The sequence below is a fragment of the Flavobacterium seoulense genome, from assembly GCF_000695795.1.
GTDB lineage: Bacteria > Bacteroidota > Bacteroidia > Flavobacteriales > Flavobacteriaceae > Flavobacterium > Flavobacterium seoulense.
Map to the genome: position 1 here is coordinate 120,949 of NZ_JNCA01000013.1, position 16,761 is coordinate 137,709.

Here is a 16,761-nt window from a genome sequence, read left to right on the forward strand (position 1 = left end):
ACTACAGCTGTTAATTATTGCATAATTTAGAATCCAAATCTTTAACGCTGGAGTAATTTAATTCGTCAAAATGATTAACAACAAAATCAGCTATGGACAAATCCTGATTCTTAGAATGCAAGCTGTTGTAGCCTATACACAAAATCCCTGCCGCTTTTGAAGCTATAAGTCCATTTGTACTGTCTTCGATAACAATACAGCTTTCTTTTGGAGCAATCGATAAACTTGCGGCGTGTTCAAAAATTGCCGGATGTGGTTTTGATTTTGGAAAATCTTCACCACTTACTTTATGTGTAAAATATTGATGCAAATCAAAACGATTAAAAATACGTTCGATAGTTACTTTTGAAGCTGATGAAGCCAAAATTAACTGTACTCCATTTTGATGTAAATCTTCAATTAAATTTCTAACTCCTGCTAATAATTCCAAATCCTTTTTGGTATCAAAAGCATCATTAAAAATACTGCGTTTTCTTTGAATCAAATCCTCAACTTCCTGTTCCAGTTTAAAAATATCTTTTAATTTCTGAAAAATATTTCGCGTCGAATTTCCCGTAAAAGAAGTATATAATTCTTCACTTACTTCGATGTTTAATTCAGCAAATTGTTTGTAATAAGCATAACGGTGTACCGGTTCTGTATCGACAATCACACCGTCCATGTCAAAAATTACTGTTTGTATCATTTTTATTTTTTTTAGTTGCTAAGTTTCTAAGTTACTGAGATTCTAAGCTTTTTTTACTTCCTAATTTTCCCAGCTTCCTACTCCTTACTTTTCACTTTTAAGCAAATGACGAATTACCGTTTCAGCAGCGTGTAAACCAAACAAACAAGGCATATAACTATTGGTTCCGTAAAAAGATTTCTTGAAATTAGTTCCATCTGTTCTTTTCACACTGCCTTCATCTGGTTTTTCGGTAGAAAATACGGCTTTCACTCCTCTACTCACACCCATTTTTTTAAGACGCTTACGCACCACTTTGGCTAACGGACAAACATCGGTTTTACTAATATCTTTTACCACTACTTTACTGGCCAGCATTTTTCCGCCGGCACCCATATTAGAAATAATTTTCACGCCTTTTTTCTTAGCGCCTACAATTAAATTCAATTTTGGAGTAATGCTATCAATACAGTCTAAAACGTAATCAAAATCGGTACTTATAATTTCGAAAGCACGCTCCGGAGAAAGAAATTCCTGTACGCGCGTCAATTGCAATTCAGGATTAATATCCATTAATCTATCGCCAACAATGGTAATTTTTGGTTGACCTACAGTAGAATGCAAAGCTGGTAATTGTCGGTTAATATTAGTAATATCGACTACATCACCATCTACAATTGTCATTTTTCCTACTCCTGCTCTGGCTAAAAATTCGGCTGCAAACGAACCAACACCACCTAATCCTACTACAAGTACATGTGCATTTTGTAGTTTTTCTAATCCTTCTTTTCTAAATAATAATTCAGCTCTTTCGGTCCATTCAGCCATAATTAAAATGTATTTGTTTATTTTGGTAATTTATTTATTGGTAAAAACACTATCAAAAGTGTTCGAAATTATTTGTTGTAATTCTGCTATCGTTATCTTTCTATATTTTGCTGCTAAAGCATACACTTCTTCAATACTATAATCAGAAGTATCGGTTTCTAAGAAAAATCGATTTTCGGGAACATTGTTAAAAACATGTTCTAATTCTGGATTCAGCAATAAATATCTCCCAAATGACAGATAAAATCCGTTATCTAAAAGTTGTTTTGCCAATTGCTCTTTTTTTGAAAATCCATGAATGATTACAGGAATTGTAATCTTCAGTTTATTTTTTAACTCTATTAATTCCTGAAAAGCATGCACGCAATGTATCACTACTGGTTTTTGAAATTTTTCGGCTAATAAGAATTGTTTTTCCAAAACATTCAGCTGAATTTCAAAAGCGGTTTCGCTGCGCTTGTCTAAACCACATTCCCCAATAGCCAGACATTCGGGCAATGCTGCTTTTTGTTCTAAAATTTCAAAATCGCTTTCCAGTCTATCCTCATTAATATATAAAGGATGAATTCCAATGGAATAATTAGGTAAACCAGTATCAAATTCCTGCGGATATTGATTCACTAATTCCAGAACATGTTCCTGATTTTTAAACTCGTGGGTATGTAAATTAAAATACTGCATTAGTCATGAAATTTTTTAACTCCTGCACGAATAGCCACTTTTAAATCATTTTCCAAAGGTACTTTTGGACAAGAATAACGGTAATTATAAGCACAATACGGATTGTACGAAGTATTAAAATCGATTGTTATAGTATTTCCTTTTGGAATTTTTAAATCAATATATTTTCCGCCTATGTAACTTTCCTTACCTGATGTTTCATCAAAAAAAGGCAAGAACAAATCGCCTTTATAATCTGGATTTCTGGCCGAAACCACATCCTGATAAAGATTTAGTTTGCATTTTTTGCCATTTATTTCAAAATGAGCTTCTCCATATTTTACAAAAATAGGTGTTCTGTCTGTAGAAGTTTTCATTTGAAATGGCTTCTCTTTTGGAGTTCTCACAAAACGTGCGTTCACAAAATACGTTTTACTTATTGGATAAAAATCCAAACCTTTAAACGATGCTAAATCGTTTGCCTCAAGCGGACTCGTTTTAGCATTGGCATATTCTTTATTTAATTCCTGCTGGTACTTTTTGGCTGCAGCATAATCAAATTTCTTTTGGCTAAAGCCAAAAACACTTTGCATAAAAATAACAGTTAACAGAATATACCTCATCTTCAAAATTTTAAGCAAAAATAGTTTAAAACTTAGAAAGCCACAAAGTATGAAGCAGATAATATTTGCCAGCAAAACTGTTTTAAAACTAAAAACTTAGTTAAATAACTATAAAAATAGTTTTAAAACTAAAAATATAGTTATATTTGAATTTAAATTAAATAACCATGGAAAAATTAACCAACAAAGAAGAAGAAATCATGCAAATTTTATGGAAGCTCGAAAAAGCTTTTGTAAAAGAAGTAATGGCTGAAATCGCAGATGAAAAACCACATTATAATACGCTTTCAACCATTATCAGGAATCTGGAAGAAAAAGGATATGTTTCTTATAATGCTTTTGGGAAAACGCATCAATATTTCCCGATTGTAAAAATGGAGGATTATCGTAAAAAATTCATGAACACTGCCATTGAGACTTATTTCAACAGTTCATATAAAAATATGGTTAGTTTTTTTGCGAAAGAAGAGAAAATATCTGCCGAAGAATTACGGGAAATTTTAGCCATGATTGAAAAAAAATAATCGCTATGGAAAATGGATTTATTTACCTCATCAAAGCCAGCGGTCTAATAGGAGTTTTTTATCTGGCTTACACCTTACTTTTAAGAAAAGAAACTTTCTTTTCAGGAAATAGATGGTTTTTACTTCTTGGATTAATTACTTCCAGCGTTTTACCTTTATTTTTTATCACAAAAATAATCTGGGTAAAACCAACACCAACCAACATCGACTGGTCACAAATTCCAGTGACAACTTCGACAACTATTCCCGAACCGGAAACCGACTGGTATGCAATTGCAGCATATATTTATTTGACTGGAATTGTCATTTTATTCCTAAAGCTACTTTTTGATTTTAAAAGTTTATTCGGCTTATTAAAAGGAAAAACTATTCAACAGCAAGGAAACTTCAAATTGGTCGATATTACCGAAAACATTGCTCCTTTCTCCTATTTTAATTACATCGTATACAATTCAACTTTATACAGCACTGCCGAATTGGAAAATATTTTAGAACACGAGAAAGTCCACAGCTCACAAAAACACAGCGTTGACGTATTGATTTCAAGATTGTTTTGTGTCTTTTTTTGGTTCAATCCGCTCATTTGGCTGTACAAAAAAGTCATTGCACAAAATCTGGAATTCATTGCCGATAGCGAAGCTGCTAAAAAAATAACCGATAAAAAAAATTACCAATTGACCTTATTGAAGATAACTACACAGGAAAATTGTGTAGCGCTTACCAATCATTTCTATCAATCATTAATCAAAAAACGAATTATTATGTTGAACCAAAACCAATCAAAAAAATCGAATTCGTGGAAATACGCTTTAATATTTCCTCCACTTGTTGCTTTTGTAATTTTATTTCAAATTGAAGTTGTTGCTCAGGAAAAGGAAACTCCAAAACAAGAAACTGAAACAGTTATTATTAATAAAAAATCAGACAAATCTATTGTTACAGGAACTTCTGTAAAGCTGAATAGTAACAAAGATACTATACTAACTGATGAGAAGAAACCACTTATCATTTTAGACGGACATAGAAATCATAAACTAAAAGTTGAAGATATTCAAAATATCGACCCTAATTCAATAGAGCAAATTACTGTTTTAAAAGACAAAAATGCTGCAAACAAATATGGCGAAGAAGGAAAAAATGGTGCTATAGAAATTACAACCAAAGAAAAAATTGGAAAAAATGGATTTTCTACTAAAGGATATAAATTAAAATCACACACAAAACCAAATACAAAGCAAGACATTCAGGTTATAGGATTTAAAACAGGATCTTCGTCTGGAAATGCTAATCAACAAAAAACAGTATTTGATGGTGAATATTTAAATCGAGAAAAAATTCTTGTAATTGTAGATGGAAAAAAATCAAAAACTGCTGTAAGTGATATAAATCCTGATTCAATAGAAAGTATCAATGTACTTAAAGATAAAAGTGCTGAAGATAAATACGGCGAAGAAGGAAAAAATGGTGTCATTGAAATTACAACAAAAGAAAAAATTTTAAAAAATGAATTTACCACTAAAGGATATAAATTAAAATCAGACACAAAACCAAATACAAAACAAGAAATTCAGGTTATTGGATTTAAAGCAGGATCTTCGTCTGGGAATGCTAATCAACAAAAAACAGTATTTAATGCTAAAAATATAGATCACGAAAAAATTCTTGTGATTGTAGATGGAAAAAAATCAAAAACTGCTGTAAAAGATCTAAATCCTGATTCAATAGAAAGCATCAATGTACTCAAAGATAAAAGTGCTGAAGATAAATACGGCGAAAAAGGTAAAAATGGCGTTATAGAGATTACAACAAAATCATCCAAAAAATAACTCCTCAAACTAAAAAGACGGTCTTGAATAAAAACCGTCTTTTTTGTATCTTTGAGAAAACCCTAAATGTTATGTTTAAAATATTAGCCCGAATCAACAAACTTATTTTACCTAGTTTTACTAAGCAAAAACTCGATTTAGCAAAAGCTAAAAAGTGGCAATTAGCAATTATAGGCTATCGCTATTATGTTACTTCGAGAGCATTAGACTAGTAGGTAATCGCAGCAAAAATATCGTATTCTTTTATTTTTTCCCTTCCGTTCAGGAAAGTCAATTCCATCAGGAAATTCAACTGTACAATTTCGCCACCTAATTTTTCTATTAATTCACAAACAGCTTTAGCAGTTCCTCCAGTTGCCAAAACATCATCGTGAATTAATACCTTATCTCCTTTTTGAATGGCATCAATATGAATTTCAAGATTATCCGTTCCGTATTCTAAGTCATAAGAAGCAGAAATGGTTTCATAAGGCAGTTTATTAGGTTTTCTTACAGGTACAAAACCCGCATTCAATTCCTGTGCTAATAATATTCCAAATAAAAAACCTCTACTCTCGGCACCAACAACCTTATCTATTTTTTGATTTTTTAAAGATTTTACTAATGTATCAAGACATTCTTTCCTTGCTTTTGCATCATTTAACAACGGAGTGATATCTTTAAACAAAATTCCTTCTTTTGGAAAACCCTGAATATCACGGATATAATTTTCTAACTGCATTTTTTTTAGTATTTATTGAAATTTATGCTTGCAAGTTACACATTTATCCCTATATTTGCACCCGCAATCACGCTTTACAAAGCTACTGCAAATGGCCTCGTGGCGCAACTGAATAGCGCATCTGATTACGGCTCAGAAGGTTACTGGTTTGAATCCAGTCGAGGTCACAAACAAAAATCCCTAAACACGTATTAAACAACGTTTTAGGGATTTTTTATTTTAGTTTAGCCAACATAATTTATTGCAGTAATATTGCTAATCTATTTTATAGCCGTCATCAGCGAATGTTCGGGTTCAGTAATTTCTTCCTGATCGAAATTTTCATCTTCTTCATTCTATATTGAATCCCTTCTTCCGAATCATTTTCATCAGGATCATCTTCAAATTCATCAGGATTTAGTGCATTTAAAATTACTGTATCCTGATTTTCATTTTCAAAAGGTTTTAAAGTTTCGCCTTCATACAAAAGATTTTCATCTTCATGTTCGTAATTTATTTTATTATCTGTTATCATAATGCTTTTTTAAATGGTTAATATTTTAAAATTAAGTATAAGAACTATTTGCTTTTTATAACATTCTTTTAACTGCTTATATAATTATCATTATATCATTGTCACTATTTTTGCTTTACAATAACGCAACTATGTTGCAATAACTCGGTTTACAAACTTTAAATTAATAAGAATGATCAAAAATTTTAGTACACCTCTTTTCATGCTTCTTTTTTCGTGCTTTACCATGGCACAATCTTCATACTATTTTGACAATAAAGAAATAAAATCAGGAACAAAAGAACATTTTCTTATCCCAATTTCGACAGCAAATAATTCGACCTTAATTCCTGTAACAGTATTTAACGGAGTTAAAAATGGAAAAACTTTAGGAATTACAGCCGGTGTTCACGGCTACGAGCTTGCTCCTATTATGGCAGCACAAAGATTGATTACATCCATAGATCCAAAAAAATTAACTGGAGTAGTTATCATGGTACAAATAGCGAATATGGAGAGTTTTCTGGGAAGATCGCCTTATGTAAGCCCAATTGACAGAAAAAATCTGGGAAGAACATTTCCGGGTAACAAAGATGGAAGCAATACTGAAAAAGTTGCAAATTATATAACTGAAAACATTATTGCTAAAGCAGACTATTTTCTCGACATGCATTCAGGAGACGCACCCGAAGACCTTATTCAGTATGGTGCTTACTACAGTAATACTGAGATGCCTGAAATTTCAAATATTGGAAAAGAAATGGCTATAGCATTAGGATTTAACCACGTTGTTGTTTTTAATACAGATGGAAAAAATTACATGAAGAAAAATGAATTAAGTCTGTATTGTACTGCCGAATCATTCAAACGCGGAATTCCTTCTATTGATATTGAATGCGGACGTATGGGGATTATGGAAGAAACTGCGATTAAAAAAAATGAACAAAGTGTCATTAATCTTTTGGAACATTTAAAATTCATACTTGGAAAATCGCAAAAAAGCGAAACAGAAAAGCCTTCTATAATCTCAAACAGGATATATACTGAATCTAAATTTGACGGCATATTTTATCCTGATAAAAAAGCAGGCGAATATGTTAAAAAGGGAATGAAACTAGGTCATGTAACGAACTATTTTGGAGAAGTTTTACAAACAGTTTATGCTGAAGATGATGGTTTATTGATGTTAATTATTGCAACACCTGCAATCAATAAAGGAGAAACGTTAACCGTAATAGGAAAGACATCTTAAACAGAACTAAACTTTCCTGGCTGGATTAAAAACAAAAACTCTAAATTAACGATTTAGAGTTTTTTTTATACACTTTAAATAATAAGCTTCTAAAATTCAAGAACCTCATCTTAAATTAATTATTTGAATTGATTCATAAAATTCAAATTTTCTTCAAAATTCATTTGTAAATTGCAGTATGAAGATTTTAATAATAGAAGATGAACGCGAAATTTCGCAAAGCATCAAAGACTACTTTAAGACCAATGGGATCCAGTGCGAAACTGCTGAAAATTACAATTTAGCATTAAGCAAAATTGGTAGTTATGATTACGATTGCATACTACTTGATTTAATGCTTCCTGACGGAGATGGATTTGAAATACTAAAAGAATTGAAGTCGAAAAATAAAACGGAAGGTGTTATCATTATTTCGGCAAAAGAAAATCTGGAAACCCGTTTAGAAGGTTTCAATCTTGGGGCAGATGATTATCTTACTAAGCCTTTTCACCTTGCTGAATTACTGGTTCGGATGCAGGCATTGATTCGCCGAAAAAACTTTAAAGGAAGCAACAGTATTATTTTTAATGAAATTGTAGTCGATATTTTCTCAAAAACGGTAACTGTAAATGATACCAAACTGGATCTTACTAAAAAAGAACTGGATTTATTGCTCTTTTTAATTGGCAACGAAAACAAGGTTTTATCAAAATCGGCTATTGCAGAACATCTTTCAGGCGACATGGCCGATATGCTCGATAATCATGATTTTATATACGCGCACATTAAAAACCTTAAAAAGAAACTAACACAAGCCGGCGGTGGAGATTATATCAAAACGATATATGGTTTAGGTTATAAATGGGAAAATGAATAATAAAAAACTGCTTCATAAAACCACCAACAGCTTTCTTCTGTTTGCTGTATTACTTTTGCTCATTGCAGCACCAGTTTTTTATTATATCTGCCAGTGGCTTTATATTTATGAAACCGACGAAGTACTGCTTTTTCATAAAGAAGCTTTTGTAAGTGAAAGCCATAATAATTACACTCAAGACGATATTGCAGCATGGAATAAATACAACCAAAATGTATCGATTGTTGCCGATATGGGCGTAACCAAAGATTCAATTGTAGGCAAAATGCTATTTGAACCTGAAGCCAATGAAGAAGAACCTTTTCGAATTTTGTATGCTCCAGTAGACATTAACGGAAAAAGATATACCTACATAGAAAAACGCAATCTAGTGGAAATGGAAGGAATGGTTGTTAGCGTTGCTGCCATGTTTCTATTTATAATTATTATTCTGCTTACTGGAATTATTTGGATTTCGAAAAGATTAGCCGAAAAAATCTGGAAACCTTTTTATAACACCCTCGGACAAATACAGGATTTTGAAATTGACAAAAACAATCCACCCAATTTTATTCCGACTGACATAGACGAATTTGATCGCCTTAACAAAAGTCTAGAACGCTTAATTGAGAAAAATACCGCTATCTATAAAAATCAAAGAGAATTTGTAGAAAATGCTGCTCATGAACTTCAGACGCCCTTAGCTTTATTTCAAACTAAAATTGATACATTACTACAATTAGACTTAACCAGAGAACAGTCTGAATTAGTAGGATCTCTTAATAAAGATGTTTCAAGACTTAACCGACTTAATAAAAACTTATTACTCCTTTCTAAAATTGACAATGAAATTTATCTGGAGCAGGAAACTATAATTGTAAACGAATATATTGAAAAACATCTGGATTTTTTTATCGAACAGGCTCAGGCAAAAAACTTGACAATTAGTACAAACTTTAATTCTATTTTAAGCATCAAAGGAAACAAAGCAATGGCTGAAGTACTACTTAATAATTTATTCCTGAATGCCATTCGTCATAATATAAAAAATGGTATAATTGAGATTGTTACAAAAAACAATAGCCTAAAATTCATCAATACCGGTGCTGAAATACCTTTGATAGAACAAACTATTTTTAATCGTTTCTCAAAACTAAATCCTTCTTCGCAGGGCAATGGACTTGGTTTGGCAATCATTAAAAAAATATGTGACATCAGCCATTGGAATATCCGTTATTCTTTTGAGAATAATAGGCATACTTTCGAAGTTACTTTCTAAAATTCAAACTTCCTACAGAAACGGTTCGCAGTTTTGTACTATTCTTTTTTAAAATAGTACGAATGAAAACAAAAAATCTTCTGCTGTTATCTTTTTTTCTGATAACAATACTACAGGCAACCGCTCAAAAAAAATTAGTCACCATTTCTGGAATTATTAAGGACAGTAATTCTAAAATGGCTGTTCCTTATGCTAATATTGTTTTAAAATCTTCAAAAGACCAGAAAATGCTCTTTGGTACAGTAAGCGGTGATGACGGGCGGTTTTCAATTGGAGCTGTAAATTCAGGAAATTATATTTTAGAAGTAAGTGTTATTGGTTTTAAAACCAAATCGAAAGCTTTGTTTATAGGCACACTTTCTGATTATTTAGACCTTGGCAATATTGAAATTGACGAAGACATCAATACTTTATCAGAAGTTATTGTCACTGCAAAATCACAACAATCTCCTGTAACAATGGATAAAAAAGTATTTGCTGTTGCTGATAATATCACTCAAAGCGGCGGTTCGGTGCTACAGTCTATGCAGAGCCTTCCTGGTGTTACGCTTCACGACGGTAAAGTTCAATTGAGAGGAAATGACAAGGTAACAATCTTAATTGACGGTAAACAAACTGCCATTACAGGTTTTGGAAACCAATCGGGTTTAGACAATATTCCTGCCTCTGCAATCGAAAAAATTGAAATTATCAATAATCCTTCTTCTAAATATGATGCCAATGGTAATGCGGGAATCATCAACATCATTTATAAAAAAAACAAACAAGATGGTTTAAACGGAAAAATAGGCATCAGCTCTGGTTATGGAGCATTGTGGGAAAGAAAGGCAAATTTTCCAGATATCAGACCTCAATATCAAATGACGCCTAAAATTAATCCGAGCCTTTCTTTAAATTATCGAAAAAACAAAGTCAACACCTACTTACAAGCCGATTATCTTTATACCGAAACACTCAATAAAAACGAGTTTGTTACCCGAACTTATGATGATGGTTCAATTATTAACCAGCAATCAAAGCGTAACCGGAATACTCATTTTACTACACTAAAAACAGGTATTGACTGGAATTACGATGATAACAATACATTTTCTTTTTCAGGTCTATTTGGAAGCGAAAAAATTATTGATAATGGTGATCAGCCTTTCTTTAATAAGGATTTTTCACAACGCTTTCGATTGTGGCAGTTTTTAGAAGATGAACTTAAAACTACCGTTATGATCAGCGCTTCTTATCAGCATAAATTTGAACAGCCTGGTCGAAAATTAAATGCGGGGATTAATTATACCTATCACAGAGAAGATGAAAAATATTTTTTTGATAATATAATGCCCACTTTTACAGGTCATGATGCTTTTAAACTCCTTTCGGATGAAAAAGTAATAGACCTCAACTTTGATTATGTCCAGCCATTAAAATATGGTCGTTTTGAAACTGGACTGAAATTAAGAAACCGTGAAGTACCTACGAATATGCAGTTTTTCCCGGGAGAAAATTCGCCTATCGATGCCAATGCTGGCGGCTGGGCTACTTACAAAGAAATTATTCCTGCTCTTTATGGCAGTTATATTTATGAAACTGAAAAAATTGAGGCTGAACTGGGACTACGTTATGAGTATGTTGATCTTAAATATAATGTAAATCCTGATCATCCTACTTATAAAAGTAACGGTTACAATTATACCGAACCTTTCCCTAGTGTGAAATTGGGTTATAAAATCAATGACAAAAATAAAATTACTGCTTTTTACAACCGCCGTGTAGACAGACCTAACGAAGTAGATATTCGAATATTTCCTAAATATGATGATGCCGAAATTATCAAAGTAGGAAATCCGGCACTTCGTCCTCAATTTACATCTGCTTTCGAAATAGGCTATAAAACTGATTTTGATAAAGGATATTTTTTAGGCTCCTTTTATTACAGAGTTATCAATGATGCTATTACCAGAATTGCTACAACTGTTCCGGGAAGTCCGCTTATTTATAATGTATTTCAAAATGCTAAGGAAAGTTCGTCTTTTGGTACAGAACTGGTTTATGCCACAGAACTTAGCTCCTGGTATTCTTTTAATTTGAATGCAAATATTTATAAAAATACAATAGATGCTTTTACGGTAACCAATTTGTATCCTGTTCCATCCACTTACAACGGCGATCTTCAGGAAATAACTTCCGGTAATTTAAAATGGAACAGTACTTTTCAATTTAACAAAACACTTTCGGGACAAGTTGCAATGGTTTATCTGGCACCAGATATTATTCCGCAAGGAAAAATTGGTTCCCGTTTTTCTACTGATCTTGGTATCAAAAAGACAGTTCAAAAAGGTAAAGGTGAAATCTTTTTAAATGCAACAGACATCTTTAATACGCTTGTGATTAAAAGAGAAATTCAGGGAGAAGAATTTAGCTATACCAGTAAAGATTATTATGAAACACAAGTAATCCGTTTTGGCTACAGCTATAAATTCTGATTTCGTAATAAAAATTCAAAATAAATTCAGAATTGAGCAGTAAAATTTGCCTTTCTCTAATAACTAAATTATGAAAAAATTATCTCCTAAGTTCGGCAGGTATTCGCTGCTGATTCATTTTGTGATCTGGTTTTTAATCCTTTCACAATTTTTAAGAATAGGCTTTTTTATTTGGCAGTATGACGAAGTTTCTTGGAATGTAATTGATTTTTTACGAACTTTATTTACAGGTTTGTTCTTTGATTTGGGAACAATTATATTCATATCAATCTGCAGTATTTTATATTACAGCATTATGCCTAATAAATGGATTGGTTCTGTTTTAGATAAAATCTTTGTTTATTTTTTTACCTCGTTAACCGTTTTTATACTTGTTTTTACTTTTTTTGCCGAATTAACATTTTGGGATGAATTTAAAACAAGATTCAATTTCATAGCTGTAGATTATCTTATTTATACTCATGAAGTAGTAGCCAATATCAAACAATCATACCCACTTCCGGTTTTAATTGGCGGAGTATTATTACTTACTTTAATATTTCTGTTTTGGTTTTATAAAAACCAAGCTTTTACAACAACTTTTAATTCAAAAGCCAGTTTAAAAACAAGAATTTCCGTATTCATTTTAACTACTGGGTTGGCTTTATTTTTCGGTTTTTTCATTAACAATAATCAGGCAGAATGGTCTTCAAACCGTTATAATTCTGAAATTTCAAAATCAGGAATTTATTCTTTTTTTGCTGCTTTTAGAAACAATCAGATGAAGTATGTGGATTTCTATACTTCAATTGATAATGACAAAGCTTTTGAAATTGTTAGAAAAAAATTAGCAGCTAAAAATGCTATTTATTCAAAAAATAATTATTCTATTCATCGAAAAATAACAGACAGCATTCCGTCTTTAAAAAATAAAAATGTTGTCTTTGTTTTGGTCGAAAGTCTTAGCGGAAGCTTTCTTAAAGAATTTGGAAACAAGGAAAACATTACTCCGTTTCTGGATAGCCTGGCACAAAAGAGTATCTTTTTTGAAGATTTATATGCCACCGGAACCAGAACCGTAAGAGGTATGGAAGCTGTTACCTTGTGTATTCCTCCTACTCCGGGACAAAGTATTGTAAAAAGACCTGACAATCAAAATCTTTATACCGTATGTAGTGTATTCAAATCCAGAAAATACGATTGTAACTTTTTCTATGGAGGAGATGGTTATTTCGATAACATGAACGCTTATTTTGGAGGTAACGGATTTACCATTTACGACCGTGGACGAGGCAGTGTTTTAAGTGACCAAATAAAAACAGTTCGTAATAATATCAGCGATGATGAAGTAACTTTTGAAAATGCATGGGGGATTTGTGATGAAGATATTTTTAATAAAATGCTGAAAGTTGCCGATGCACAATACCTAAACAAAAAACCTTTTTTCAACTTTGTGATGACCACCTCCAATCACAGACCTTATACTTATCCATCGGGAAAAATTGATATTCCGTCGGGAACAGGTCGTGAAGGTGCTGTAAAATATACTGATTTTGCATTGAAAGAATTATTCGAAAAAGCCAAAACAAAACCCTGGTTTAAAAACACGGTATTTGTAATTATTGCTGACCATTGTGCCAGCAGCGCCGGAAAAGACGAAATTGATGTTGCTAATTATCATATTCCGGCATTTATTGTCAATCTACCTGAAAAACAGAATCAAAAAATCACAAAACAATGTTCACAGATTGATCTCTGGCCTACTCTATTTTCGCTTTTTCAGTGGAACTACGATTCTGATTTTTTTGGAAAAGATGTGCTTGATCCAAAATTTGAAGAACGTGCCTTACTTGGAACTTACCGAAAACTGGTATTAATGAAAAAAGAAAAAGTGATGATTCTTTCTGATCAGAAAAAACAGGCTTTTTACACTTGGAATAAAAAAGATAATAGTCTGAAATCTATTCCAATGAATCAGCCTTTTTTGGATGAAACCATCTCATGGTATCAAACTGCTGATTATCTTTTTACCAATAAACTTTTAAAATAAGATAGATTTTTAACTTCCATAGAATAGCTATCAAAAAGTTTTCTATGGAAGTTTATTTTTTTAAGATTAAAATCGTCTGACAAAACTGCATCCTATTTCTTTTCCATTATAAAAAGGCATAATCATCGATGTTGTTTTATTTTCTTTTGATGATTTAAAAACTTTATTCTGTAAATACGGATACATCCAGTAAGCAGCTTTTGTACTCAGTATTCCAATTCCTGCTCCAGCAACAACATCGGTAAGCCAGTGCCGGTCATTATACATTCGAAACATTCCGGTTGCAGTCGCAACTGCATATCCTGCTACTCCGTACCAAATTGATTGATCTTTGTATTCCTGATACATAAATTCGGCACCAGCAAAAGCAGTTGCTGTATGCCCTGACGGAAAGGAATTATTAGAAGATCCATCGGGTCTTTCTACCTTTGTAATACTTTTTAGTGCAAAAACCGAAGCACTCATCATTAAATAAGAACTGGCTAAAATAATAGAACGATCTTTAAGATTATTTTTTCCTTTAATTCCCAATGCATTCAAACCATAAACAGAAATAGCAGGCGCCCATTGAGAAAAATCATCAATAGATACCTTATTATCAATATCCTCATTGACCTCTTTTTTAATTTGCGAATTATAGCTCTTCAATTGATCGCTTTCTAAACCGATAAAACCATAACCAATAAAAACGCTGGGAATGATTAATTGTTTGTAATTAAACTTTAGATTTTGTAGCGTATCCTGAGCTTTAATTGTGTCATTTGCGGTATTTTGTGCCCAAATTGAGGCACTAATAAAAATGATTGGCAGGAACTTTTTTAACATTGTAAATAATTTTAGAAATTAATAATCATGCTTGTAAATAAGTAAGCGTAATTTTTCCTCATAGAAAACAAATGATTTAGTTCAAAAGCCCTGATAAATTGCAGCAATAAAGTAATATTAGAATACAATCATATTTATTTCAAGACAAAGTTGAAACTCAATTTTGAAGAAATTTTGATTTTTGTTAGAAAAAGAAGTATTTGAAAATAAAAAAAGGAAACCTCAAAACAATGAGATTTCCTTTTAAAAACTAAATTCTAAAAATGTTATTTTTAATTAATTCCGCCGCCTAAAGCTTTGTATAATAATACCTGTGATTCGGCATTTTTTAACTGAATATCAACAAAATCCAATTCGGCTTGCAGTTTATTTTTTTGAGCATTAATGATTTCGAGATAATTAGCATAACCACTTAAATACAATTCATTCGAAACATTCACCGCTATTTCTAAATGGTCAATCTCATTCGATTTGAATTTTAAAACATCTGCAAAAGATTCTGTTCTATGCAGTAAAGCACTCAATTCATTATAAGCTGTTGTAATTGTATTTTGATATTGTAAAAACGAAATTTGTTGTCTTTTATTCGATACAAAAAACTCCTGTTTGATTTGTCCTTTGTTAAAAACCGGTGCCGTTAATCCACCTAATAACTGCCATGCAAAAGAACCATTTTCAAAGAAAGTCGAGAACGAAAATGAATTCAATCCTGCATATCCTCCCAGATTTAGAGTTGGAAAAAAAGCAGCACGTGCCGCTTTAGCATCAGCATTCGAAGCCAGTAATTCATGATAGGCTTCTGAAACATCTGGTCTTTTATGAATAATAGAATCCACACTTATTTTTTGATTTAATACAGCAAGATGTCCTGATAAAAAATCAGTACTTCTATCAATTTTTCCGCCGTATTCGCCTAAAAGACTCAATAAGGCTTTTTCGGTTTGATCAATACTCAGTTCAAGTTGCTTTGATTCGGCCAAAATATTATTATTCTGAGCATTAAACTGTTGCACAGCTAACTCCGTTGCCTTACCCACCGATCTTTGTGCCGAGATAATATCCAATGCCTTTTTCTGAGTTTTTAAGTTTTTTTGATAAATCACAGCCTGTTTGTCTAATGCAATCAGTTTATAATACAAATCAGCAATATCTGTTAACAATCTGGTTTTCAACAATCGCATTCCGTCCTGTGAAGCAAAAAATCGTTGGAGAGCCGCTTTTTTACGATTGCTTAATTTTCCCCAAATATCAGCTTCCCATGAAACTTTTCCGCCTAAAAACAGATTCGGAGTAACATCCGTATTGATTCTTTGTTTTTCAGAAATATTCTGAGAAAAATTGGTATCAAAATTCCCCACTCCGTCCATGGTATATTTTCCATAACGAGTTCCGGAAACATCCGCCGCAATATCTAATGAAGGTAACAACGCCATTTTAGCTACTTTAAGATTCGAATTAGCAATTAAAATGCGTTCCTGCATAATTAAATAATCAGGATTTTGAGCAATGGCTTTGTCTAATAAAGCTTCTAATTTTGGATCTTTAAAATAGGTTTCCGTTTTTAACGGAACAAAATTTTGCAAACTATCTGTTGCTTTTTTTGCTTTTAAATCAAAATTCTCAGGCAGTTGTTTTGCTGTTAAATTTTGGTTGATTTTAGGAGCGGAACAGGCTGTAAACAGCACAATTCCGCCTAAAATAATGTATCTATTTATGGTATTTTTCATT

Annotated in this window: 16 protein-coding genes and 1 tRNA gene; 9 read left to right on the forward strand and 8 right to left on the reverse strand. The window is 32.1% G+C overall.

Going from position 1 to position 16,761, the window contains the following annotated elements:
* Positions 1–10: 10 nt before the first annotated feature.
* The 4 genes from FEM21_RS06955 to FEM21_RS06970 form a co-directional block, all read right to left on the reverse strand.
* Positions 11–685: an HAD family hydrolase gene (locus tag FEM21_RS06955; RefSeq protein ID WP_035659111.1), complete on the reverse strand. Its 675-nt coding sequence runs from the start codon at positions 683–685 to the stop codon at positions 11–13.
* An 84-nt stretch (positions 686–769) separates the two neighbouring features.
* Positions 770–1,492: a tRNA threonylcarbamoyladenosine dehydratase gene (locus tag FEM21_RS06960; protein ID WP_035659112.1), complete on the reverse strand. Its 723-nt coding sequence runs from the start codon at positions 1,490–1,492 to the stop codon at positions 770–772.
* 30 nt (positions 1,493–1,522) lie between these two features.
* Positions 1,523–2,173 (reverse strand): TatD family hydrolase, encoded by a 651-nt coding sequence (locus FEM21_RS06965; protein WP_035659113.1) that lies wholly within the window; start codon positions 2,171–2,173, stop codon positions 1,523–1,525.
* A complete protein-coding gene (locus FEM21_RS06970) occupies positions 2,173–2,775 on the reverse strand; it encodes a DUF1684 domain-containing protein (protein ID WP_035659114.1) in 603 nt (200 codons plus the stop codon). Before FEM21_RS06970 ends, FEM21_RS06965 begins: the two co-directional genes overlap by 1 nt.
* Positions 2,776–2,942: 167 nt before the next feature.
* Between FEM21_RS06970 and FEM21_RS06975 the strand changes: the two genes are divergently transcribed.
* The 3 genes from FEM21_RS06975 (at position 2,943) to FEM21_RS06985 (ending at position 5,337) form a co-directional block, all read left to right on the forward strand.
* On the forward strand, positions 2,943–3,299 hold the full coding sequence (locus FEM21_RS06975; protein WP_035659115.1) for a BlaI/MecI/CopY family transcriptional regulator: 357 nt from the start codon (positions 2,943–2,945) through the stop codon (positions 3,297–3,299).
* A 5-nt stretch (positions 3,300–3,304) separates the two neighbouring features.
* Complete coding sequence (locus tag FEM21_RS16195) at positions 3,305–5,125, forward strand: M56 family metallopeptidase (RefSeq protein WP_051627526.1); 1,821 nt, start codon at positions 3,305–3,307, stop codon at positions 5,123–5,125.
* Between the two features lie 71 nt (positions 5,126–5,196).
* Complete coding sequence (locus FEM21_RS06985; protein ID WP_035659116.1) at positions 5,197–5,337, forward strand: hypothetical protein; 141 nt, start codon at positions 5,197–5,199, stop codon at positions 5,335–5,337.
* On the opposite strand, the gene FEM21_RS06990 is transcribed toward FEM21_RS06985, so the two are convergent.
* A complete protein-coding gene (locus FEM21_RS06990; protein WP_081824661.1) occupies positions 5,334–5,846 on the reverse strand; it encodes an adenine phosphoribosyltransferase in 513 nt (170 codons plus the stop codon). The genes FEM21_RS06985 and FEM21_RS06990 overlap by 4 nt on opposite strands.
* Before the next feature lie 93 nt (positions 5,847–5,939).
* Between FEM21_RS06990 and FEM21_RS06995 the strand changes: the two genes are divergently transcribed.
* Positions 5,940–6,013 (forward strand) — tRNA-Arg (locus FEM21_RS06995).
* Between the two features lie 110 nt (positions 6,014–6,123).
* On the opposite strand, the gene FEM21_RS07000 is transcribed toward FEM21_RS06995, so the two are convergent.
* Entirely contained in the window at positions 6,124–6,360 is a 237-nt protein-coding gene (locus FEM21_RS07000) for a hypothetical protein (protein WP_035659118.1), read from the reverse strand.
* A 172-nt stretch (positions 6,361–6,532) separates the two neighbouring features.
* On the opposite strand from FEM21_RS07000, the gene FEM21_RS07005 reads away from it, so the two are divergent.
* The 5 genes from FEM21_RS07005 to FEM21_RS07025 all read left to right on the forward strand — a co-directional run bounded on the left by FEM21_RS07005 (position 6,533) and on the right by FEM21_RS07025 (position 14,208).
* On the forward strand, positions 6,533–7,591 hold the full coding sequence (locus tag FEM21_RS07005; RefSeq protein ID WP_081824662.1) for a M14 family metallopeptidase: 1,059 nt from the start codon (positions 6,533–6,535) through the stop codon (positions 7,589–7,591).
* 178 nt (positions 7,592–7,769) lie between these two features.
* Complete coding sequence (locus FEM21_RS07010; protein WP_035659121.1) at positions 7,770–8,447, forward strand: response regulator transcription factor; 678 nt, start codon at positions 7,770–7,772, stop codon at positions 8,445–8,447.
* Positions 8,440–9,705, forward strand: coding sequence for a sensor histidine kinase (locus FEM21_RS07015; RefSeq protein ID WP_035659122.1), 1,266 nt, complete (start codon positions 8,440–8,442; stop codon positions 9,703–9,705). The genes FEM21_RS07010 and FEM21_RS07015 overlap by 8 nt, the downstream gene beginning before the upstream one ends.
* Before the next feature lie 62 nt (positions 9,706–9,767).
* Positions 9,768–12,179, forward strand: a complete 2,412-nt coding sequence (locus tag FEM21_RS07020) for a TonB-dependent receptor domain-containing protein (protein WP_035659123.1) — start codon at positions 9,768–9,770, stop codon at positions 12,177–12,179.
* Positions 12,180–12,249: 70 nt separating this feature from the next.
* Positions 12,250–14,208 carry an LTA synthase family protein gene (locus tag FEM21_RS07025; RefSeq protein WP_035659125.1) on the forward strand — a complete coding sequence of 653 codons (1,959 nt, stop codon included), beginning with the start codon at positions 12,250–12,252 and terminating at the stop codon, positions 14,206–14,208.
* 66 nt (positions 14,209–14,274) lie between these two features.
* On the opposite strand, the gene FEM21_RS07030 is transcribed toward FEM21_RS07025, so the two are convergent.
* Positions 14,275–15,033 (reverse strand): phosphatase PAP2 family protein, encoded by a 759-nt coding sequence (locus tag FEM21_RS07030; RefSeq protein ID WP_035659126.1) that lies wholly within the window; start codon positions 15,031–15,033, stop codon positions 14,275–14,277.
* Between the two features lie 272 nt (positions 15,034–15,305).
* Complete coding sequence (locus FEM21_RS07035; protein ID WP_035659127.1) at positions 15,306–16,760, reverse strand: efflux transporter outer membrane subunit; 1,455 nt, start codon at positions 16,758–16,760, stop codon at positions 15,306–15,308.
* Between the last annotated feature and the right edge of the window lies 1 nt (position 16,761).

What these genes read in the sequence shown, in the direction of transcription:
- FEM21_RS06955 (WP_035659111.1), bottom strand. Translation starts at nt 685, where the DNA reads ATGATACAAACAGTAATTTTTGACATGGACGGTGTGATTGTCGATACA.
- FEM21_RS06960 (WP_035659112.1), bottom strand. Translation starts at nt 1,492, where the DNA reads ATGGCTGAATGGACCGAAAGAGCTGAATTATTATTTAGAAAAGAAGGA.
- FEM21_RS06965 (WP_035659113.1), bottom strand. Translation starts at nt 2,173, where the DNA reads ATGCAGTATTTTAATTTACATACCCACGAGTTTAAAAATCAGGAACAT.
- FEM21_RS06970 (WP_035659114.1), bottom strand. Translation starts at nt 2,775, where the DNA reads ATGAGGTATATTCTGTTAACTGTTATTTTTATGCAAAGTGTTTTTGGC.
- FEM21_RS06975 (WP_035659115.1), top strand. Translation starts at nt 2,943, where the DNA reads ATGGAAAAATTAACCAACAAAGAAGAAGAAATCATGCAAATTTTATGG.
- FEM21_RS16195 (WP_051627526.1), top strand. Translation starts at nt 3,305, where the DNA reads ATGGAAAATGGATTTATTTACCTCATCAAAGCCAGCGGTCTAATAGGA.
- FEM21_RS06985 (WP_035659116.1), top strand. Translation starts at nt 5,197, where the DNA reads ATGTTTAAAATATTAGCCCGAATCAACAAACTTATTTTACCTAGTTTT.
- FEM21_RS06990 (WP_081824661.1), bottom strand. Translation starts at nt 5,846, where the DNA reads ATGCAGTTAGAAAATTATATCCGTGATATTCAGGGTTTTCCAAAAGAA.
- FEM21_RS07000 (WP_035659118.1), bottom strand. Translation starts at nt 6,360, where the DNA reads ATGATAACAGATAATAAAATAAATTACGAACATGAAGATGAAAATCTT.
- FEM21_RS07005 (WP_081824662.1), top strand. Translation starts at nt 6,533, where the DNA reads ATGATCAAAAATTTTAGTACACCTCTTTTCATGCTTCTTTTTTCGTGC.
- FEM21_RS07010 (WP_035659121.1), top strand. Translation starts at nt 7,770, where the DNA reads ATGAAGATTTTAATAATAGAAGATGAACGCGAAATTTCGCAAAGCATC.
- FEM21_RS07015 (WP_035659122.1), top strand. Translation starts at nt 8,440, where the DNA reads ATGAATAATAAAAAACTGCTTCATAAAACCACCAACAGCTTTCTTCTG.
- FEM21_RS07020 (WP_035659123.1), top strand. Translation starts at nt 9,768, where the DNA reads ATGAAAACAAAAAATCTTCTGCTGTTATCTTTTTTTCTGATAACAATA.
- FEM21_RS07025 (WP_035659125.1), top strand. Translation starts at nt 12,250, where the DNA reads ATGAAAAAATTATCTCCTAAGTTCGGCAGGTATTCGCTGCTGATTCAT.
- FEM21_RS07030 (WP_035659126.1), bottom strand. Translation starts at nt 15,033, where the DNA reads ATGTTAAAAAAGTTCCTGCCAATCATTTTTATTAGTGCCTCAATTTGG.
- FEM21_RS07035 (WP_035659127.1), bottom strand. Translation starts at nt 16,760, where the DNA reads ATGAAAAATACCATAAATAGATACATTATTTTAGGCGGAATTGTGCTG.